This window comes from Paraglaciecola sp. (assembly GCF_039942875.1).
Classification (GTDB): Bacteria; Pseudomonadota; Gammaproteobacteria; order Enterobacterales; family Alteromonadaceae; genus Paraglaciecola.
On the sequence record NZ_JBDVBQ010000036.1, the window covers coordinates 1 to 20,159 of the forward strand.

A 20,159-nucleotide genomic window follows, 5' to 3' on the forward strand; every position below is an offset into this window, starting at 1 on the left:
ACAGAATATTTGTACTATTGTAAAAGCCGATGATAAAGGCGAATTACGTAAGAAAATGAAGCGAGTACAGTCTGATTTCAGATTAAAATTAAAAGATTACTACACAGGCGTTTCGTGTGGCGGTAACAGCCTAATTCGTACCGCTATGTTAAATAATGCAGTTGAAACAGGTACTTTAATGGTTAAGAAAATGCCTAAAGGTGACCTTTCTGCTCCAGAGAAAGATGGTAAAACGGTTTTAGATTGGGCTTCAGAAAATGGCCTAGCGACTTCTCCTATTGTAGCTGTGCTAAACGATCGCATCTAACTAAAACTTAAAAGTTTGTTGCTTCTTGAACTCCCAGTTCAACATGGAAAGTAACTTACTTTTACTGATGTAAGTTACTTTGAAAGCGACCTCATATGAGGTCGCTTTTTTTGTTTGAGGGGAAATCTATTGTTATTTAACTTCAGTTTAGAAGTAAGATTAAAAAATTTAGATGGATTAAATTGATTATTGTGTTGGGTTTGTTTATTTTTGTGAAATCGTTTCCATTTAACTAAATAAACTTAAAGGCTTTGACTTGCGGATAATCAATCTAAGTAAAAAAACTTTCGTAGCAAAAACTACCATACTTCTCCCTATTTTATTGGCTTTCACTGGTTGTTCTGACTCAGATAGTGACGCTCCGTCTGAACAAGTTGTTCCTCTGCTAGCCCCTAATATTAGTGCTATCAAGGTTGATCCTAACAACTGGCCAAAATCTGAGTCACCCATTAAACGTAGTGCTGAGCAAGAAGCGAAAATTGCTGCACTGCTTGAAAAAATGACGTTAGAAGAAAAAGTAGGGCAAGTTATTCAAGCGGATATTGCATCTGTTACTCCAGAACAGGTTACCCATTATCATTTAGGGTCGATACTGAATGGTGGGAATAGTGCGCCAAATGGGAATAATCACGCAAGCCCTGAAGAATGGCTGAAGTTAGCTGATGAATTTTGGCTGGCTTCTACAGATGCATCTGATGGTGGCGTTGCTATTCCAGCTTTGTGGGGTATAGATGCGGTTCACGGCAATAATAATGTTTTAGGAGCGACAATTTTCCCCCATAACATAGGCTTAGGTGCTACAAATGATGTAGATTTGATGCGCAATATCGGTTCTGTTACCGCTAAAGAAATATTAGTCGTGGGCATCGATTGGACGTTTGCCCCTACGCTTGCTGTAGTTCAAAACGATAAGTGGGGCCGCACCTATGAAAGTTATTCAGAAAATCCAGAAGTAGTCGCTAAATATTCAGGTCCTTTGGTGGAAGGTATTCAAGGGGTGCCTAATACCGATAGCTTTTTAGGTGATGGCCACTTGTTAGCAAATGCTAAGCATTTTCTAGGTGATGGTTCCACTAAGGATGGTAAAGATCAGGGCGATACCTATGTAAGCGAGGCGGTAATGCGTGATATACATGGGGCTGGGTATCCACCTGCTATCGAGCATGGTGCTCAAGTTGTTATGGCTTCGTTTAATAGTTGGCACGGTAGAAAAATGCATGGTAGCCGTCAAATGCTGAACGATATTTTAGTTGATAGGTTAGGTTTTGATGGCTTTGTAGTAGGTGATTGGAACGGTCATGGGCAAGTTGTTGGATGTAGTAATGTGTCTTGTCCTCAGGCAATGAATGCTGGGTTAGACATGTTTATGGCGCCTGATAGTTGGGAGCAGTTGTACCACAATACTTTAAAGCAAGTTAAGTCTGGTGAAATTAGCCTAGCACGACTTGATGAAGCTGTGTCTAGAATTTTACGGGTAAAATTCAGAGCGGGTTTATTTACAGCTGGCCTTCCGTCAAAGCGCCCTTATGCTGGTAAGTACGAATTGTTAGGAGCAGCTGAGCATAGAGCGGTAGCTCGTGATGCGGTGCGAAAATCTTTAGTTCTGTTGAAAAACAACGATAATATTTTGCCATTAAGCCCTAAGAGCAAAGTCTTAGTTGCGGGGGCAGGCGCTGACAATATTGGCCAACAATCAGGTGGTTGGACGTTAACTTGGCAGGGGACAGGTAATAAAAACTCTGACTTTCCTAATGCTGATTCGATTTACGCAGGTATTGAAGATGCAGTACAACGTGCCGGCGGTGTTGCTACCTTAAGTGAAAATGGTAGTTTTGATGAAAAGCCGGATGTGGCGATTGTTGTATTTGGCGAACAGCCATATGCAGAGTTTCAAGGGGATGTGACTGATTTAGATTACAAACCAACTGGAGACTTAGCATTATTGAAATCTTATAAAGCCCAAGGGATCCCAACCGTTGTGGTATTTTTATCTGGCCGTGCTATGTGGGTAAATCCGGAACTTAATGCATCCGATGCGTTCGTTGCAGCATGGTTGCCAGGTACTGAAGGGGCTGGTATTGCGGATTTATTATTTACCGATGCTCAAGGAAATACCCAGTATGACTTCACTGGGCGTTTGTCTTTCTCATGGCCTAAGGATCCCCTTGATGTGGAGCTTAATATTGGTAATGCTGAATATGATCCTCTTTTTGCGTATGGTTATGGTTTATCCATTAATGACAGTCAAAATCTAGAGCAATTAAATGAAGAGATTGACCCTTCTTTAAGTACAGTAAACGATAGCCACTTCTTATTTGCTGGAGATCCAGTACAACCCTGGCGTTTGGTGTTGAATGATGCTGGTGGTAATACCCAAGTGAGTTCAAATCATCAAATTAGTTCACAATCAAAAGTTGAAATTCAAGCAAAAGACTTTAAAGCACAAGAAGATATAGTCCAGGTTAACTGGACTGGCCAAGGTAATGTTTCGATTCAAGGTAACCCTGTTGACCTCAGTAAAAAAGCGTCTGGTGGTATGGCCATTGAGTTTGCTTATAATGTCTTGGTGCATACAGCTACTGAGGTGAATTTATCCCTAGGCTGTGGTCTTGAATGTGCCAAAGAGTTTGATATCACTGAAGCTTTAAAAAGCAAGGCCATGTCTGAATGGCACACAGCAAAAATTGATATAAGTTGCTTCAAAGACGACGAATCCAGGTTAGATGAAGTAAACGTCCCTTTCTTACTTAGTTCAGATGCTGGCTTATCTATACAGTTAAGTGCAATTAATATAGTTGAAGGTACACCAGGTAGTAGTTGTACTTTATAAGTAAAATAACGCCCTCTTCTTGGTTTTAATGTTTAAAGCCAAGAAGAGTGGGTTAAATGCTACATTTCGCTTTCTGCTCAATATACTATTCAGTTTGAATTCTGCACACCTAGCTACAAAAAAATATAATAGAGCTCAACAGCCCTAGCCATGGTCAATATAATTGTTACTATTGTGGCGTTTTAACTTCAATTTTTAGGAAAGCTCTTTGTTGAATCTGCCATTCAGTCTGCCTAGTGTAAAATTTTCTCAATATTTTTATCCTCATACATTTTATCAATTTTTTGTTATTACTGGTTTATTTTTTAGCTATCAAGATAGGGTGAGTGCACAAGCATTCATTACGGAAGACCTTTCAGGTGCTCGGAACTGGTACATTTTGATTGGTGTTGTGTTGCTAACGGCAGTGATTACTATGTTACTGCTGCAAACAATTAGAAACAGACGCTTAGCTCGTAAACTCGAGAGGTTAGCAACAATCGATGACTTAACGGGTTTAATGAATAGGGGGCAAATTTTAGAGGGTGTTGAGGCACAGTTAACTGAAGCTAAAGCTCGTGGTGAAACTTTGTCTCTGGCGCTAGTGGATATTGATTGGTTTAAACAAATTAATGATAAGTTTGGATATTTTACTGGGGACAAAGTGCTTAAATTGTTTTCAGAGCTGTGTGTTGAAAACCTCTCTAATACATTTTTATTGGGAAGAATCGGTGAAGAAGAGTTTTTAATACTAATGCCCGATACCCATAGAAATAAAGCCTATTTAGCAATAGAACATTTACGCAGAGCCATGAATGAGGTTAGTGAAAAGGTTAATATGCCAGATTTAGATGTAACCCTTTCAGCGGGTATCTGCGAATATAAGGAAAGCGACACGTCAGATATTATGTTGCAATTAGCCAGTACAGCCTTGTACCGCGCCAAAGAAAACAGTAGAAATATTGTGGTAGTGTGTGACCGTTCAGATGAACCAGGCCTGTAATGTCTGAAATTTTAGATGGGTTTGTGCTAACAGCGAACACATTTGATAGAGAGGGTAAAACCTACTTAGACTTTTGGTTTTTGACAAAAACGGGCCCCGTTAGAGCCACTACACCTCCTCAACAAGCTTTATTTTTTGTGCTTCAGGCAGATAAAACAGAGATATGTGAAATATTTTATGCCAATGGCATTAAGCATAGTTATAAGTCCTTAGCGATATCTACCTTTAAACACCAGCAGGTTGGAGGTGTTTACTTTGATACTTTATCCTCCTTTTTCCAAGCTAGAAAGCTACTTAAGCACCATCAGCTATCTCATTTTGAAGCTGATATAAGACTAACCGACAGGTTTTTAATGGAGCGTTTTGTATACGGCAGCGCAAAATTCATTGGACACTTAGATACTTCAGATATTAACAAGGCTGCTAGTACTGCATTAATTGATATAAATTGTAAGCCCGGTGAATTTGTCCCTAAATTTAAGGTTCTATCTTTAGATATAGAGTGCAGTGAAAAAGGACATTTGTTTTCGATTGGTTTAGCGAGTGACAATTTCCAATCCGTGTTGATGATAGGAGAGCCAGAGTCCGCACCAGACTGGATTACTTGGGTTGCAGATGAAAAACAGCTATTGCTAAAACTTGTAGAGCAGCTTAATCATTTTGACCCAGATTTAATCATAGGTTGGAATATAGTCAATTTTGATTTTAGGTTACTACTGCAGCGTGCAGAAGTGTGTGGGGTAGCATTAAATATAGGTCGTGACGGACAGGGTATTTCATGGCGAGATGCTCGTAATGATAGTTATCAAGGTTTTGTGACAATTGCTGGGCGATTGGTAATCGATGGAATTGAAGCACTAAAAACAGCGACTTATCAATTTGATAGTTTTAGTCTTGAAAGTGTTGCTCAAGCATTGCTAGGTCGAGGCAAAAAGACTGAAGATGTTGATAATCGCCTTGCTCATATTGAGCATGATTTTCTTCACAATAAACCTAAACTGGCTGAATATAACCTCGAAGATTGTCGGCTTGTTTTAGATATATTTGAAAAAACCAAAGTACTGGACTTTTTAGTGCTTCGAAGTCAGCTCACAGGACTTGAATTAGACCGAATGGGGGGCTCGGTTGCCGCCTTCGTAAATTTGTATCTGCCCAAGTTACACAGAGCTGGCTATATTGCTCCTAACCGCCCCGTAGATGGTGGTCTAGCAAGCCCTGGTGGTTATGTGATGAATTCAAAACCTGGTATTTATGAGCACGTGTTGGTGTTGGATTTTAAAAGCTTGTATCCCTCTATTATTCGTACATTTAAAATAGATCCCTTGGGGTTAGTTGAAGGCTTAAAGTCTCCAGAAGATGCAGTAGAAGGATATCGGGGTGGCAAATTCAGCCGAGATAAACATTTTTTACCGCACATAATCGAGTCTTTGTGGAAACAAAGAGATGAAGCTAAAAAGAATTATGATGCACCTCGTAGCCAGGCTATCAAAATATTAATGAACTCTTTTTACGGTGTTTTAGGCTCAGGTGGATGCCCATTTTACGATACCCGGTTAGCAAGCTCTATCACGCTTCGAGGTCATGACATTATGCAAACAACTGCAAAATGGATTACAGAGGCTGGGTATCAAGTTATTTATGGTGACACAGATTCAACATTTGTTTGGTTAGACGGAGAGTTTACGACTGAAGAAGCTAAAAATGTGGGGCAATCTTTAGCGAAAATGATTAATGAAAATTGGTCAACCGTTTTAAAAGAGGAGTTTGCTTTAGAGTGTGAATTAGAAATTGAATTTGAAACCCACTTTAAAGATTTTTTAATGCCCACTATTCGCGGTTCTGAGTTAGGCAGTAAAAAACGCTATGCAGGTGTCAAAACGGGTCAGAAAGGTGATGAGTTAGTGTTTAAAGGGTTAGAAACCGTGCGCTCAGACTGGACGCCTTTGGCTAAACAGTTCCAGTTAACTTTATATAAAATGGTGTTTGCTAAAGAGAATGTACATCAATACTTACAAGATGTAGTGCAAGGCACCCGTAAAGGGAAGTATGACGAATTACTGGTATATCGTAAACGTATTCGCCGAAAGTTAGTTCAGTACGTCAAAAATGTACCACCCCATGTCAAAGCAGCAAGAATAGCCGATGAAAAAAATACTAGTTTGGGAAAACCCGTGAAGTATCAAAACAAGGGGTGGATTAGCTATTTAATAACCATAAATGGACCCGAGCCCATTGAGTATCAAGTTAGTACCATTGACTATGAACATTATATTGAAAAACAAATTAGACCTATAGCAGAGGGGATTTTGCCATTTATAGGCGTCTCGTTTGAAGAGATAACAGGTCAGCAACTTGGGTTGTTCTAAATAGCCTTTGATACAAAAAAGGGTGTCATTTACATTAAATGACACCCTTGCTAAGAAATATTGCTATTCGCTATACGATTTATTTTTGTGTAGACAACCACACTACTAAGTCAACCATGTCATCTTGAGTTAGGTTTCTATCTTTATTGAAAACGGCTTGGTATTTACCATTAATAATGAAATTAGGAACGCTGCTAACGTGTTTGCGGTATTGGTTTATATTTTTGTTATTCATTTGCACTAGGCTGTTTACGCCGAAGCTAGATGCCATTTTATCGAAATCTGCTGGCTCAACGCCATTCACAACAAATATATTTTTTATATCGTTTAGGCTAGTAATTTTAGAGCGCTGCACATGTACATATTTAAAAATGGCTCCGTTTAATTGCTCTTCTTTTTTCAACGCTCTCGCGACCATCATGCCACGTGTTGCTTCATCCTGAATTTTAGGAGAAGTAAAGCCCATGAAGTTAACGTGCACTTTTTTGAAGTCTACATCATCAGCTAATTTATTTTTCATGCTTTTAACTAGAGGTTCAAAGCTAAAGCAGTGGGGGCACCAAAAAGAGAAAAATTCCATTACTTGTTTTTTTTCAGTCGCTTTCTCAGCAATAACGTTGTAGTGAACGCCTTCTTGCCATTTTGCTTGGGCTGCAGCGTTAAGGGGGATAAACAGGATTAAACTAAGTACTAATAATATTCTTTTCATAATATTCCACTAAAAATTTTAAAACTAGCCGCAGGTTAGCATAGCTGTATAAAAAATCCGATAGGACTTTGTAAGGCAATGTGATTATTTTTTCTTGTTTAAGCATAAAAAAGGCCGCTATAAAGCGGCCTAATCAATCGTTTTTTAGAGCTTAGAAAACATAGTTTACTGCAAATCTAACAAGAGTCGCGTCATTGTCTTCATTTAAGTCGTCAGTGTACTTTGATACGTCAGCCTTAAGAGCGATATTAGTATCATAGTCATATCTTAGACCTAGAGTTATGTTTTTTAAATCATCATCTAACACAGTCTGAATGCCATAAAGTGAAGCCTGTAGTTCAGCTGACGGTAGTGCACTGATTTGTTCAGTAAACTTAAAGTCATCGTCGCTTTCTTTTACTTCATAAGTGATAGATGGTGTAAATTTACCAATTCTTAAACCAGCAGTTACATAGTAAGCCATGTCTTCTCTTAGATAAGCATCTGGTGTATCAACACTCGTTATTTCACCGCTAACAAACCAATCGAACATATCTACTTCGGCACCTAAACCAATAAAGTAGCCACGATCATCTTCTGACACATATAAGTCATAAAAATCAGCTGGCAATATTGTTTCGAAAGCCGCAAAAGTATCTTCCAAAGCATATAAGTTTAAAGTTGTGTTTGATGTACCCCAAACACCTCTTAATTTTAGCCATTCATAAGTTAGCTCGGCACTTGCCACAACAACGTCATTCCCTTCGACACTGTAGTCCTCAGTTGTGTTTGCATAAGTACCGTAAGCTAACTGTAGATTATACTCCCAATCACCAGCATAGTTACTATAATCAAATCGTAAACCATCTAGGTTATTGAAAGGGACGTCATAAGCGGCTTGTGGTGCGTTTATCCAGTGATATGAGTACCCAACATCCAATGATGCTGAATAGCGGAATAAAGGTAAGCGTAAACGACCCGCACTAATACTTAAATTATCAGAGGCAGCATAGGTCATATAGGCCCATTCAAAGTTAGGAGAGTAGTCGTCTTCACCTCTTGCTACAATTTGGCCTGTCGCTGTCATTTTTTCATTGATATCGCCGCTTATTTGGATTGCAAATAAGCTTTCTTCAGAGAAACTTAAATCTTCGCCGTAACCATATGGTGAACCTTCTGTGTTACTGATGCCGCCAATTAAGTTGGCAAAACCGTTAATTCTGACTTCTGCATTAGCAGCGAATGTGGTGGCAGTTAGGGCTGCAATAGTTAGTAATTTTTTCATGAATTTGTCCTCAATTAGTTTAACGAAACGGCTTTAACTGCACCAGTTACAGAAGCGCTGTCTATGTATCCGATAGCATTTGGATTTTCGGCAACAATGGCGATAACCGCTGCATCATTGTCTAGCTCTTTTGGCGGTATGCCTTTTCCGGTAAAAACTAATTTTGACCAATAAGCTGCTACTTGGGTCGTACTGCGTCCTAATGTGTCTGAATCAAAAGACTCTCTTGCTGCAGATGATGGTACTTGGTTTACTGGTAACACTTCTTTACCATCAGAAAACTTCTTTTCTTTACCAAGATAAATTCTTTGAACTACTTTTTGACTAAAATTTGCGTCATTGCTTGGGTGGACTATAACCACTACTTCAGCAAATGAAGTGAATGAAATAGCACAACCTATGGCTATTCCAGTGAGTGTTTTTGAAAAGGTCTTTATGTTCATTTAATACTCTCATGTGTCATTTAATTAAAAATACTCATCAGCTTATTATTGTTTTTAGAGGAGCCGATTTGATGTGGCTATTATCCAGCAAAAATTAGCTTGCATAGGGCTTTTAAAGTATATTTTTATATACCTGCGTATCTGTAGTTGGTTGGTGGTAAGCTGCTGTTTTACATGGATTTTTCTTTAAGGTAGACGTAAATGTTTAATATTGCAAAACTTAATGAGTACTTTTTATTATACTTTAGTATTGCGGGTTTTCTAAAGTTCGAGAGCGGGTTCTTGTAGGGCAGAAAATTGCTCCTTTAGAGCGAGTATTTGTTGCTCCCAATATCTACCTTCTGCAAACCAAGGGAAAGCTTGGGGAAAAGCCGGGTCATTCCAACGTTTGCTGAGCCACGCCATATAATGAACCATTCGCATTGCTCGCAATGGCTCTATTAAATTAAGCTGAGATCTATCAAAGTCACAAAATTCTTCGTAGGCTTCCACTAGCGTGTCTAATTGAATAAATTGTTGTTGCTTGTCACCAGACAACATCATCCATAAATCTTGAATTGCTGGTCCTGAACGACAATCATCTAAATCAACAAAAGTGGGGCCGTCTCTCCATAAAATATTACCCGCATGACAATCACCATGAAGTCGAATGTGGGTGCTATCACTATAACGTTTTTTAGTCAGCTCAACGACCTGTTCTAATATGGTAAAGAATGGATGATGCAAATCTGCAGGGATTAAGGTGCTTTGTGTCAATTCATTAGCTGGAATTAAAAGGTGGGACTCTATGTTAATAGAGGGCCTGTGTTTAAAGCGCGAGCTTTGGGATATGCCATGCATTCGCCCAATAAAGCGTCCCATCCATTCTAATTGTTCTAGATTATCGGCTTCAAATTGACGGCCACCAGCAGAGGGAAAAACCGCAAAAAAATAGCCATGATACATGTGCAGGCTTTGTTCTGAGATTGTCAAAGGCGCCACAATGGGAACTTCGTGTGCGGCTAATTCAGCTGCAAAGTCATGTTCTTCTTGAATTTGTAATTGGTTCCAGCGCTGTGGACGATAAAATTTCACCACATAGCGTTTTTTATCTTCGGCTAAAAATTGATATACCCTATTTTCATAACTGTTTAAGGCAAGTAATCCTGATTCTACACGTATACCAGTGGATTCAATGGCGTCTAAAATTAGGTCTGGGGTTAGCCCTGAAAAGTCAAATGTGGTCATAAGTCTGGATACAAAAACTTGCTGATTTCTTCAGCATGAATGATTTCTTCTGAGTTGATGGCAGCATCTACCTCAAAATGAAATTCAGTGACTGTCTTTTCAAGGTAATTAGGATTAATAGCGATACTAATAGGTAAGTTAAATAGCTCGCCCCCTGCGACTGTTGCTTCTGGCGTGCCTATTAAAGTGTGCTTGGGAAGTCCAGATACAGATACTGTGTATTTCTGTGGATTTTGAGACTTGTTGAGAATTTTTATCGTAAATATATTCTCAATCATGCCGTTTCCTGTTTCTCTGTAGAGAGGAGTGCGATCTTTAATTATATCTATTTCCAGAGGTGAGCGGGTGGCAATTTCAAACACTAATAAACCAGACATTAACACTAGAACAACAGCATAGCCAATTAGCTTAGGACGGAAAATTTTAGTGACACCACCGGCCAGTTCAGTTTCTGAAGTAAAGCTTATTAATCCTTTAGGGTAATTCATTTTTTCCATAACGCCATTACATGCATCTACACAAGCGCCGCAGTTGATACATTCGTATTGCAGACCGTTACGAATGTCGATCCCAGTCGGACAAACCTGTACACATAAATTGCAATCTATACAGTCTCCTAAGCCTTTTTCTTGGTTTTGTTCGCGGGTTGCTTTACGACCTCGAGGCCCTCTCGATTCTCCTCTTGTCGCATTATAACCGACGGTAAAGGTATCTTTATCGAACATGGCTGATTGAAAACGAGCATAGGGGCATATGTGAGTACACATGATTTCGCGCATCCAACCTGCATTACCATAGGTACATAAAGTGAAAAACAATACGCAAGCTGTGGCCCAAAAGCTGCTGGAAAATGTGAAAAAATCAATGAACAGCTGGTCTATTGGAGTGAAATAACCAACGAAAATTAACGAGGTTAATAATGCTACTGTTATCCAAGCAAAGTGTTTTAAAGTTTTGCGCCAAAACTTGTCAAAATCCCAAGCTCTTTGATCAAGTTTCATACGTTTATTGCGGCTACCTTCTATGGCCTCTTCAAACCAAATGTAAATAAATGTCCATGTGGTTTGTGGGCACATAAAACCACACCATACTCGACCTGCAAATGCAGTGACAAAAAATAAAGCAAAGGCTGCGACAATTAAAATCCAGGCCAGTAATGTTAAATCTTGAGGCCATAAGGTGAGACCGAAAATATTGAACCTTTGAGCACCAATGTCTAGTAAAATAGCCTGGTGTCCCTGATACTGAATCCAAGGGAAAATAGCAAAAATACCTAAAAAGAATAATCCAAAAAATCGTCGAACATTCTCTAACACCCCTTTAACCGCTCTTACATATATGTGGCTACGGGGGGTATAACTATTGTCATGTTTGTTTTTGTCAGGTTGATGAACTTTTACTGGTGAGATATCTTTAACGGGAATTCGCTCACTCATTTGTGGATCCTTAGAAAATAGAAAAGCAAAAGCACTGAGGCAATTTTCAAAGCAAGTATACCAGTATCTAATTAACCCTGCTTGATGCCCATCAGGAATTTTAAATTTAGTGTTCATATTAAATTGATATAAAGCAGCTGACATTTTTTCATTTTTGCTCGTTAAGTTCATGTCACCATTAGTTATTTACCTGTTAAGTGATGTCGGTTTAATATAGTGGTATATTATTTTTTTATTGATTGTGGTGTAGGCATAATGTTTCGATGGTTTATAGGCGCATTTGGAATATTGGCGGTAGTGATAATTCTACGGACGCCTTTTGTGCAGTTTTGGGTTGCTGATATCCAAAAAAAGATGGCTGATTGGATGTTTGAAGCGTCTTTAATTGTTGAGAAACAACAATTAGAAAGCTTTAGAGAAGAAATAAAGCCGCACACCCAAAATTTGCGCGAGTATCAAAAAGATTATTTGCTTGATGTTACTGAAAATATGTCAGCCTTAGGAAACTTTAATCTTCGTTACTGTCAAAGTAATGACAAAAATCCCTACATTTACGGGGCTACGCTACAATATATATGTGGTGAAATTGTTCGTACCGGAATCCTTGATAAATATTAATTTTTATTTAGCTCGGGTGATTATTCTTTCTATAGAGGAGTGGGAATTATGAAGACTTCAATGGCAACATGTTTGAGTGCAATTGTACTGCTCACAAATTTTCAACTGATGGCTGCGACTCAAGTGGAAGTTCAGTGGCAAGACCCAGAAAAATACCGCGATGTAAGGCCGACTTCCGAGTCTAGAAAACGATTTAGAGAATCTACCTTTAAAAAACTTGATACATATTTGCAGGAGTTGAGTAGTAAATTACCTGAAGGTAGTAAGCTATTAATGACAGTAACTGATTTAGACTTAGCTGGACAAGTATGGCCTGCTTCTTTTACTGGTTTAGGACATGGCTCTTCTGACATCAGAGTGATTAAAGATGTAGATATTCCTAGGATGACTTTTAATTATCAACTGATGTCTGACTCAGGCGAAATCCTTCAGGGAGCAGATGTTGATTTAAAGGATATGTCTTTTCTGAGTCGAACAAGTCACCGCTATAGAAGTGACACTCTGGGGTATGAAAAAAGTATGCTGAAACGTTGGTTTGATAAAGAGTTTGCTATTACAAATAGAAGTTACTGAGTTTAAAGACGCAATGTAGCTAAGATTACTTTGATGTTAGATAACCTGAGTTCTGGATCAGAAATATAGTTAAAACTAATTTTAACCATATAATTCAATAGGTTGCTAATGCTCATCCAAATATCTTCACTTAAAGGCTCACACGATGACGAAATTTTTAGTGTATAGCAAGGCAGATTGACTTACGTAATAACGTGTTATTGTTAGACAACCCACCGCAGCTAGGCACAAAAGGAGCGTGAGCGAGAGGTTCGGTTTATCCCGTATTCAGGATAGTATTTTTTGTTAACTAATTGGACTCAAAAGCGTTTGAGTAGAGTTTAAAGCAATTTTTTCCTGAGTTTTTTGCAGAATAGAGCGCTTTATCTGCCTGTTTAATGATAGTTTCAGGCATCAAGACTTGTTCGGCATTTGAAATCGCAATCCCAATACTAAACGTTATATGTTTAGCCACATCGCTATATTCGTGAGGTATGTCCGCTTGAGCAAGCTTATTGATAATATCCGTTGATAAATCTCGTGCGTTATCGGCGTTTGTGCCCGGCAGTACACAAACAAACTCTTCACCGCCATATCGTGCAACAAAGTCTCCTTTTCTTTTCATAACACCAGTTAATATATTAGCGACTAATTTTAAACACTCATCTCCAGCCGCGTGGCCATAGTTGTCGTTGTAAAGTTTGAAAAAGTCGATATCCATTAGTAGCAGAGCTACAGATGATTTTTGTCTCACTGATAATTCAATATCGTGCTGAAGTCTTAAGTCCATTGCTCTGCGGTTAGCAATGCCGGTTAAGCTATCAGACATCGACATATGTTTAAGCTCTTGCTTCTGCTGTTCAATCGTTTTAGTAAATGCTTCAAAGGTCTCGGCTAAATCGGTGATTTCATCATTGCCATTAATTATGACTTTATGATTTTTACCATGGATCCTGTTTTGTACCATTTGATTTACTAACAATAATCTTTTAAGTATTTTTCGTTGCATGAATAATGAAATTAAGAATAGAATTATTATGGCGTTTATGAAGATGATGCCAACAATGTTTATTTGTTTTTGAATTTCTTTTACTGATTTCAAAATCTTAATAGATGTATCGGTTTCTATTACTTTGGCATTTAATTCTAAAAGTTGGGTGTAATCATTAATGAGATGATGTAGAAAATTTTCTCTTCCAATAACACGGCCCATTAACTTTAAGTTAGCAATCACTAACTCTTCTATGCCATTGTTACGAAATACCAAATTTTTTAATTCGATTGTTAACTTTTGCCTTGCAACGCTATTTCCTAAACTAAAAGGCATTGAATAGAGTTTATTCAATTGAGTCTCAATTAACATGAACAGACTTCGTGTTTCTCGCAATCGCTTACTGGTTAAAGCTCTGTCTAGAGTAATAATAGATTGAGATAAATCTGCCTCCCAACTTGAATTGTTATTACTCTTAAATGACTTTGCCTTGATATATAGCTTATGTACAAGCTCTTCGTTAGCGGTAAGCGTAACATTTATATGAGAACGCTCTTGTATAAGCTCAGAAAACTCAAATAATTCCATGCTTATAACATCTAACTGGGTATCTAAAAACTCATCTTTGGCGTTGCTACTTGATAAAGTACGGATCTTAGCTACCTGTTCTGATAGTTGAGTTGTTGCTAGCCGTTTAGCAGCATCTGAATAGGAGGTTGATAACAAGCTGGTATACTCAAGTAATCGAGCTGCTTCGCTGTATAGTTTGTTAGACAACACTATCTTAGGCATTGCATTATTCGAGAAGCTTTTAAGTACCGATTCAAAGTTGAGTAACTTTGAAAAAGTTAAGCCGCTTAACAATAAAAACAATACAAGAATAATTGATAAAGCTAAGGAAAACACTCTTACTAGTGGTATGCGAACTGAGGCCTTATTAAGGATCATTCATTTTCTCTCAAGACTCTAGAATCCACTCTAGGGGCAATAGCTTGTTGTCGCTGAATTGCACTGATTATTACTTCTGATATTAACGGTAGGCTTGCGTTAGTTTGACTTGTTGAATCAGCTGATTTTATTAAAGGGTATTCGTCACCGCCCCCTATTAAATAGTCAGAAGTGGCAAGAGAGTAGATGGCAGTTGGGATTACAGCTTTGCCATTAAAGGTTATTGAAGTGACTCTGCTACCCCTGGCATTTGCAGTGTCGTACTTAAATTTGATTCCTGAAACATGAGGGTAACGACCTTTGAGCTCCTCTACAGCACTTACACCATGCTCTAAAATGGTTTTGATATCAGCCCCTGTTACACTTACTTTAATTAAACGGCTTCTAAAAGGCAGCTCTAAAGCAATGTCTTTTCTTGTTAAAACTGAGTTGGCAGTGTAGGTTTTACCGCCTCTTATAGAGCCACCGTTTAGTATTGCAACATCAGCTTTTACATATTCTCTCATGGCATCGACTATAAAGTTTGCCATGGCATTCTCTTCCGTTCTCACCGATTTCCGAATAGAGTTCATAGGGGTTTTTAGGGTGCCTATGTGCTGATTTAAGAGTCTATCTAGCCGGGTGTTATAGGAGCTAACCTGCAGTGCTACTTCAGGATCTTCAAGGTAATCACCTACTTCGATTTCTTCTTTTTCGATATATAGGTTCAGTTTTTCGGAATCTTGCCACTGTAGACCAAGCTTTAAGGCGTTGTTCTTTTCTGAGATACGAAAATTGTACTTATGGGTGATAATGCTTCGGTTAAAATTTTCGCCGTCAGTGCGAATATTGATTGCAAAATCAATGATGTCAGAATTTAAAAAATCTTGATATAAAAGGAGAGGTTTTGAATAAGTTAAAGCTACTAAATCTGCACCTTGTGCCTTAAGTTGATTGGCGAGAGAGTGAACGACTGCTTCTGGAGGTACAACTTCAATTCTTTTTAATAAATACTCAGTTACAACCTCTTTCTCAACAATATTTATAAACCCGATTTTGATACCAGGTTTAGCAATTAAAGCATATTGATGTAAGCCATCCTGATTGCCTTGGGTTAATGGATCGAAAATATTACTGGCAATTAAAGGAAAAGCTGCTTCATAGGAGCGTAAAGATAGCTCATCTTCAAAATAACTGAATTCTCGTTTGGTTATGGTCATTAAGTCAGGTTCGAGTGTATTGAGAAGGTCGATAATATGCGAGCCGCGATCGAAACTAGACATTGGACTTGGCCCAACACTGCCTCCCCCAAACACAAAAATAGTCATTTTATTTTCGTTTCTTTGTTGCTTTAGCACTGTTGCTAAACGGCTATAACTTTTACCTCCTTTTGCAGAAACATCAGCCATATTAGCGGTAAACACAATTGTTGCCTGCTTTATTGAATCTTGTGCAGCCACCAATATGGGGGCAATAGAGATGCTTAATGTAAAAATTAATATGATTATAGTTTTTAACATCCCCCCCCCCTATTTTATAAATTGGAAATTGTTTCCTGCTGCTCTTTCAGTTTATCTATTTGAATACTAAAGTCAGCTAATTTAGCTTTTTCTTTATCTATGACAGCATCAGGGGCATTGCTAACAAATTTCTCGTTATTGAGTTTGCCTTGCGTTCTTGCACAATCTTTCTCTAGTTTATCCAAAGCTTTTGCTATTCGTGTTAATTCGGCGTCTTTATCGATAAGTCCTGCCATGGGGATCATTATCTCAAGTGAGCCTAATAACGACGTGGCACAAGGGGGGGTATCTTCACTTTCTTGAATAGGGGTAATTGCTTCTAGTTTAGCTATGGATTGCAGGAAAATATTATTTTCGTGAAGTCGTCGAATATCTTCATCTGATGCATTGCGTATTAACACAGAAAGCGGTTTGCTTGGTGCAATGTCCATTTCCCCGCGTATGGTTCTGATGGCTACAACAAACCCTTTAACCCACTCTAAATCAGCCATGGCTATGTCATCAACACTAGATTCATCAAACTGAGGATAAGCTTGATTCATTATGGTAGCGCTGTGACAATTTGCTAATACAGCAACATTCTGCCAAATGGTTTCAGTGATAAACGGCATGATGGGGTGCATTAATCTAAGCAGTGATTCTAACACTACTATTAAAGTATGACGTGTCCCTCTTTGTTGCTGTTCATCACCTTTTTGTAATACAGGTTTGGTAAGCTCTATGTACCAGCCACAGAATTGATCCCAAGTGAATTCATAGATGATTTTTGCTGCAATATCAAAGCGATATGTGTCCATTGCCTCACGGTAAGCTTTAATAGTATGTTGGTATTGGCCCATTATCCACTTGTCTGCTAGAGATAGGGTCATAGCCGAGCCTGAGTCAAATCCGCAATCGTGTTCTTCGGTATTCATTAATACAAAGTTACTGGCGTTCCACAATTTATTGCAGAAGTTTCGGTAACCTTCTAGACGTTTCATATCCCAGTTTATATCACGACCTGTGGAGGCGAGGGCAGCTAATGTAAAGCGTAAAGCGTCTGTACCGTGTTGCTCAATGCCATCTGGGAATTGTTTAGAGGTTTGCTTTTTGATTTTCTCAGCCATTTTAGGCTGCATCATATTACCTGTACGTTTTTCTAGTAAATCGTCTAATGAAATGCCATCAATCATATCTAAGGGGTCGATAACATTCCCTTTAGATTTAGACATTTTATTGCCTTCGTCATCTCGAATTAAGCCAGTAACGTAAACAGTTTTAAAGGGGACTTGTGGTTTACCATTTTCGTCTTTGATGAAGTGCATTGTCATCATAATCATTCTGGCTACCCAGAAAAATATGATATCGAACCCAGTAACTAGCACATCGGTAGGGTGAAACGTTTTTAAGTCCTCGGTGTTATCTGGCCAGCCTAGTGTGGAAAACGTCCATAAAGCAGATGAAAACCAAGTGTCGAGCACGTCATCATCTTGTTTGAGTTTTACACCTTCTGATAAATTATTTTCAGCACGGACCTGTGCTTCATCACGACCTACATAGACCTTGCCTTGTTCGTCATACCATGCAGGTATTCTGTGTCCCCACCATAGTTGGCGAGAGATACACCAATCTTGAATATCGTTCATCCAAGAAAAGTACATATTTTCGTATTGTTTAGGTACAAATTGGATTTCACCACTGGTAACGGCTTCTGTCGCTACTTTTGCTAACGGTGCTGCACGCACATACCATTGATCAGTCAGCATTGGCTCTATGACCACGCCACCTCTGTCACCATAGGGTACAGTTAAGTCATGATCTTTGATTTCTTCTAATAAACCAATTTCTTCAAATTTAGCGACCACGGCCTTACGTGCTGCAAATCTTTCTAACCCTTGGAAGGCTTCAGGTAAATCTGCACTTAATGCGTCACTGGCTTCACCATTGGTATCAAATACTTCAGCTGTTTGACGAATTTCGCCAGTGAAAGTCAAAATGTTTATCATAGGAAGTTCGTGACGTTTACCTACCTCATAATCATTGAAGTCATGGGCTGGCGTAATTTTCACGCAGCCCGTGCCTTTTTCCATATCAGCATGTTCGTCGCCTACTATGGGGATACGGCGGCCTACCAAAGGTAACTCGATAAATTTACCGATCAAATCCTTGTATCTGGGGTCCTCTGGATTAACTGCTACGCCTGTATCGCCTAAAACGGTTTCAGGGCGAGTAGTGGCAACGATCAGATAGCCTTTGCCATCAGAAGTTTTCACTCCGTCAGCTAATGGATAACGGAAGTGCCACATATGGCCTTTTTTATCTTTGTTCTCTACTTCTAAATCTGAGATGGCAGTGTGTAATTTAGGATCCCAATTAACGAGTCGTTTGCCACGATAGATAAGATCTTCTGAATATAACTGCACAAACACTTCTTGAACCGCATTAGATAAACCGTCGTCCATGGTGAAGCGTTCTCTATCCCAATCAACAGAGGTCCCTAAACGGCGCATCTGATTGGTAATAGTGTTACCTGATTCTGCTTTCCAATCCCATATCTTTTCTATGAAAGCATCTCGGCCCATTTCTTTACGAGTCGGTTGATTTTCAGCTGCTAATTTGCGCTCGACCACCATTTGAGTTGCGATACCAGCATGGTCTGTTCCTACTTGCCATAATGTATTGTTACCGCACATACGTTTGTAGCGGGTTAAAGAATCCATAATAGTTTGTTGAAATGCATGGCCCATGTGCAGGCTACCCGTAACATTAGGTGGCGGGATCATGATGCAATAAGGTTCACCTTCACCAGACGGTTTAAATTGACCGCTGTCCTCCCAATTTTTATAAATTTCTTGTTCAATATTATGGGGGTTAAAGGTTTTATCCATGGTTCTGTGTCTCATTTATGCTTGAGGCAGGTAATGTATCAAGTTGATTACCTACGGCTCTATATTGTTTATAACGTTCTCTGGCCTGCGCTTTTAAGGCTTCTAATGCAGGAACAAAGTCAATGACTTGTCTAAACTTTTGGTGAAAAGCCGGAACAGTATCAGACAAGTTTATAAGAATGGGGCGATTGAATTGAGTGGGTGTTTGCCAGCATATTTCTACCGGTGCGCCACCAACAGGCCCTTCACCAGCTAGATTGTGAGGGACAAAAGCATCATTGGGTAATTGCCATAATAGCTCATCAAAGCTTTCTGCTTGGATTTGGTCTTGGCAGTACACTATGCATTTTTGTTTTTGTCTGTAGCTGCGGGTCGCTAACAAACAAGCCAGCGCAAAATGCGCCGGCTGTTGGAGTTTTTCTTGAGTTTCATCAAGTAGATAAAACATGACGTTAGACATCTTGTAAATGGCCTTAATCTGGTTTTTAGGGCTAGTCTTCGGTTTCTATGCCAGCTCGATTCATTAAGAATTGTGACAACATAGGTACTGGCCTACCAGTAGAACCTTTATTTTTACCCCCTACCCAAGCGGTTCCTGCAATATCCATATGTGCCCAATTGTATTTGCGGGTAAAGCGAGATAAGAAACATGCTGCTGTAATGGTGCCTGCTGGTCTACCACCTAAGTTAGACATATCGGCAAAAGGGCTTTCAATTTGGTCTTGGTATTCATCCCATAAAGGTAATCGCCAAGCTTTATCTCCGCTTTGTTCTGAGGCGTTGATTAACTCATGGGCTAGTGGGTTATGGTTACTCATAACGCCGGTGGCGTGTTTCCCTAAAGCGACTACACAGGCGCCAGTTAAGGTGGCGACATCTATGACCAGTTCAGGATCAAAACGTTCTACATAGGTTAATGCATCACATAACACTAAGCGTCCTTCTGCATCGGTATTTAATACTTCAACCGTTTGCCCTGACATAGTGGTTAGTATGTCTCCTGGACGGTAAGCATTGGCATCTGGCATGTTTTCACATCCAGCTAATACCCCAACAATATTGATAGGTAAGTTTAATTCAGAAATAGTATGCATCGCACCTAGTACACCTGCTGCGCCAC

Annotated in this window: 15 protein-coding genes and 1 pseudogene; 6 read left to right on the forward strand and 10 right to left on the reverse strand. The window is 39.1% G+C overall.

All coding sequences use genetic code 11. The annotated features are described in order from the left end of the window. The 4 genes from ABJE44_RS11875 to ABJE44_RS11890 form a co-directional block, all read left to right on the forward strand. On the forward strand, positions 1–307 hold a 307-nt coding region (locus ABJE44_RS11875; RefSeq protein WP_348113321.1), incomplete at its 5' end, for a DUF3718 domain-containing protein. A 256-nt stretch (positions 308–563) separates the two neighbouring features. Next, a complete protein-coding gene (locus ABJE44_RS11880) occupies positions 564–3,137 on the forward strand; it encodes an exo 1,3/1,4-beta-D-glucan glucohydrolase (RefSeq protein ID WP_348113320.1) in 2,574 nt (857 codons plus the stop codon). Positions 3,138–3,345: 208 nt separating this feature from the next. Continuing rightward, positions 3,346–4,119, forward strand: a complete 774-nt coding sequence (locus ABJE44_RS11885; RefSeq protein WP_348113319.1) for a GGDEF domain-containing protein — start codon at positions 3,346–3,348, stop codon at positions 4,117–4,119. Next, positions 4,119–6,485, forward strand: coding sequence for a DNA polymerase II (locus ABJE44_RS11890; RefSeq protein ID WP_348113318.1), 2,367 nt, complete (start codon positions 4,119–4,121; stop codon positions 6,483–6,485). Before ABJE44_RS11885 ends, ABJE44_RS11890 begins: the two co-directional genes overlap by 1 nt. Positions 6,486–6,564: 79 nt before the next feature. Here ABJE44_RS11890 and ABJE44_RS11895 read toward each other — a convergent pair whose 3' ends face one another. The 5 genes from ABJE44_RS11895 to ccoG form a co-directional block, all read right to left on the reverse strand. Beyond that, positions 6,565–7,194, reverse strand: coding sequence for a thiol:disulfide interchange protein DsbA/DsbL (locus tag ABJE44_RS11895; RefSeq protein WP_133468727.1), 630 nt, complete (start codon positions 7,192–7,194; stop codon positions 6,565–6,567). 151 nt (positions 7,195–7,345) lie between these two features. Further along, the gene (locus ABJE44_RS11900) at positions 7,346–8,458 is read right to left on the reverse strand and encodes a porin (RefSeq protein ID WP_348113317.1); all 1,113 of its coding nucleotides are present in this window, start codon (positions 8,456–8,458) and stop codon (positions 7,346–7,348) included. Positions 8,459–8,472: 14 nt separating this feature from the next. Next, positions 8,473–8,901, reverse strand: coding sequence for a phosphate ABC transporter substrate-binding protein (locus tag ABJE44_RS11905; protein WP_348113316.1), 429 nt, complete (start codon positions 8,899–8,901; stop codon positions 8,473–8,475). Between the two features lie 261 nt (positions 8,902–9,162). Next, a complete protein-coding gene (locus tag ABJE44_RS11910; RefSeq protein ID WP_348113315.1) occupies positions 9,163–10,128 on the reverse strand; it encodes a serine/threonine protein kinase in 966 nt (321 codons plus the stop codon). Next, positions 10,125–11,564, reverse strand: a complete 1,440-nt coding sequence (ccoG, locus tag ABJE44_RS11915) for a cytochrome c oxidase accessory protein CcoG (protein ID WP_348113314.1) — start codon at positions 11,562–11,564, stop codon at positions 10,125–10,127. The genes ABJE44_RS11910 and ccoG overlap by 4 nt, the downstream gene beginning before the upstream one ends. Positions 11,565–11,819: 255 nt before the next feature. Here ccoG and ABJE44_RS11920 point away from each other — a divergent pair, with 255 nt between their 5' ends. Then, entirely contained in the window at positions 11,820–12,182 is a 363-nt protein-coding gene (locus ABJE44_RS11920; RefSeq protein ID WP_348113313.1) for a hypothetical protein, read from the forward strand. A gap of 48 nt (positions 12,183–12,230) precedes the next feature. Further along, positions 12,231–12,755 carry a DUF3016 domain-containing protein gene (locus tag ABJE44_RS11925; RefSeq protein WP_348113312.1) on the forward strand — a complete coding sequence of 175 codons (525 nt, stop codon included), beginning with the start codon at positions 12,231–12,233 and terminating at the stop codon, positions 12,753–12,755. A 289-nt stretch (positions 12,756–13,044) separates the two neighbouring features. On the opposite strand, the gene ABJE44_RS11930 is transcribed toward ABJE44_RS11925, so the two are convergent. The 5 genes and pseudogenes from ABJE44_RS11930 to ABJE44_RS11950 form a co-directional block, all read right to left on the reverse strand. Next, the gene (locus tag ABJE44_RS11930; protein WP_348113311.1) at positions 13,045–14,673 is read right to left on the reverse strand and encodes a GGDEF domain-containing protein; all 1,629 of its coding nucleotides are present in this window, start codon (positions 14,671–14,673) and stop codon (positions 13,045–13,047) included. Continuing rightward, positions 14,670–16,172, reverse strand: a complete 1,503-nt coding sequence (locus tag ABJE44_RS11935; RefSeq protein ID WP_348113310.1) for a 5'-nucleotidase C-terminal domain-containing protein — start codon at positions 16,170–16,172, stop codon at positions 14,670–14,672. Before ABJE44_RS11935 ends, ABJE44_RS11930 begins: the two co-directional genes overlap by 4 nt. 14 nt (positions 16,173–16,186) lie before the next feature. Continuing rightward, positions 16,187–19,039 (reverse strand): valine--tRNA ligase, encoded by a 2,853-nt coding sequence (locus ABJE44_RS11940; RefSeq protein ID WP_348113309.1) that lies wholly within the window; start codon positions 19,037–19,039, stop codon positions 16,187–16,189. Next, positions 19,032–19,499 (reverse strand): DNA polymerase III subunit chi, encoded by a 468-nt coding sequence (locus ABJE44_RS11945; RefSeq protein WP_348113308.1) that lies wholly within the window; start codon positions 19,497–19,499, stop codon positions 19,032–19,034. The genes ABJE44_RS11940 and ABJE44_RS11945 overlap by 8 nt, the downstream gene beginning before the upstream one ends. Before the next feature lie 31 nt (positions 19,500–19,530). After that, positions 19,531–20,159 (reverse strand): annotated as a pseudogene (locus ABJE44_RS11950) (leucyl aminopeptidase); the annotation flags it as partial.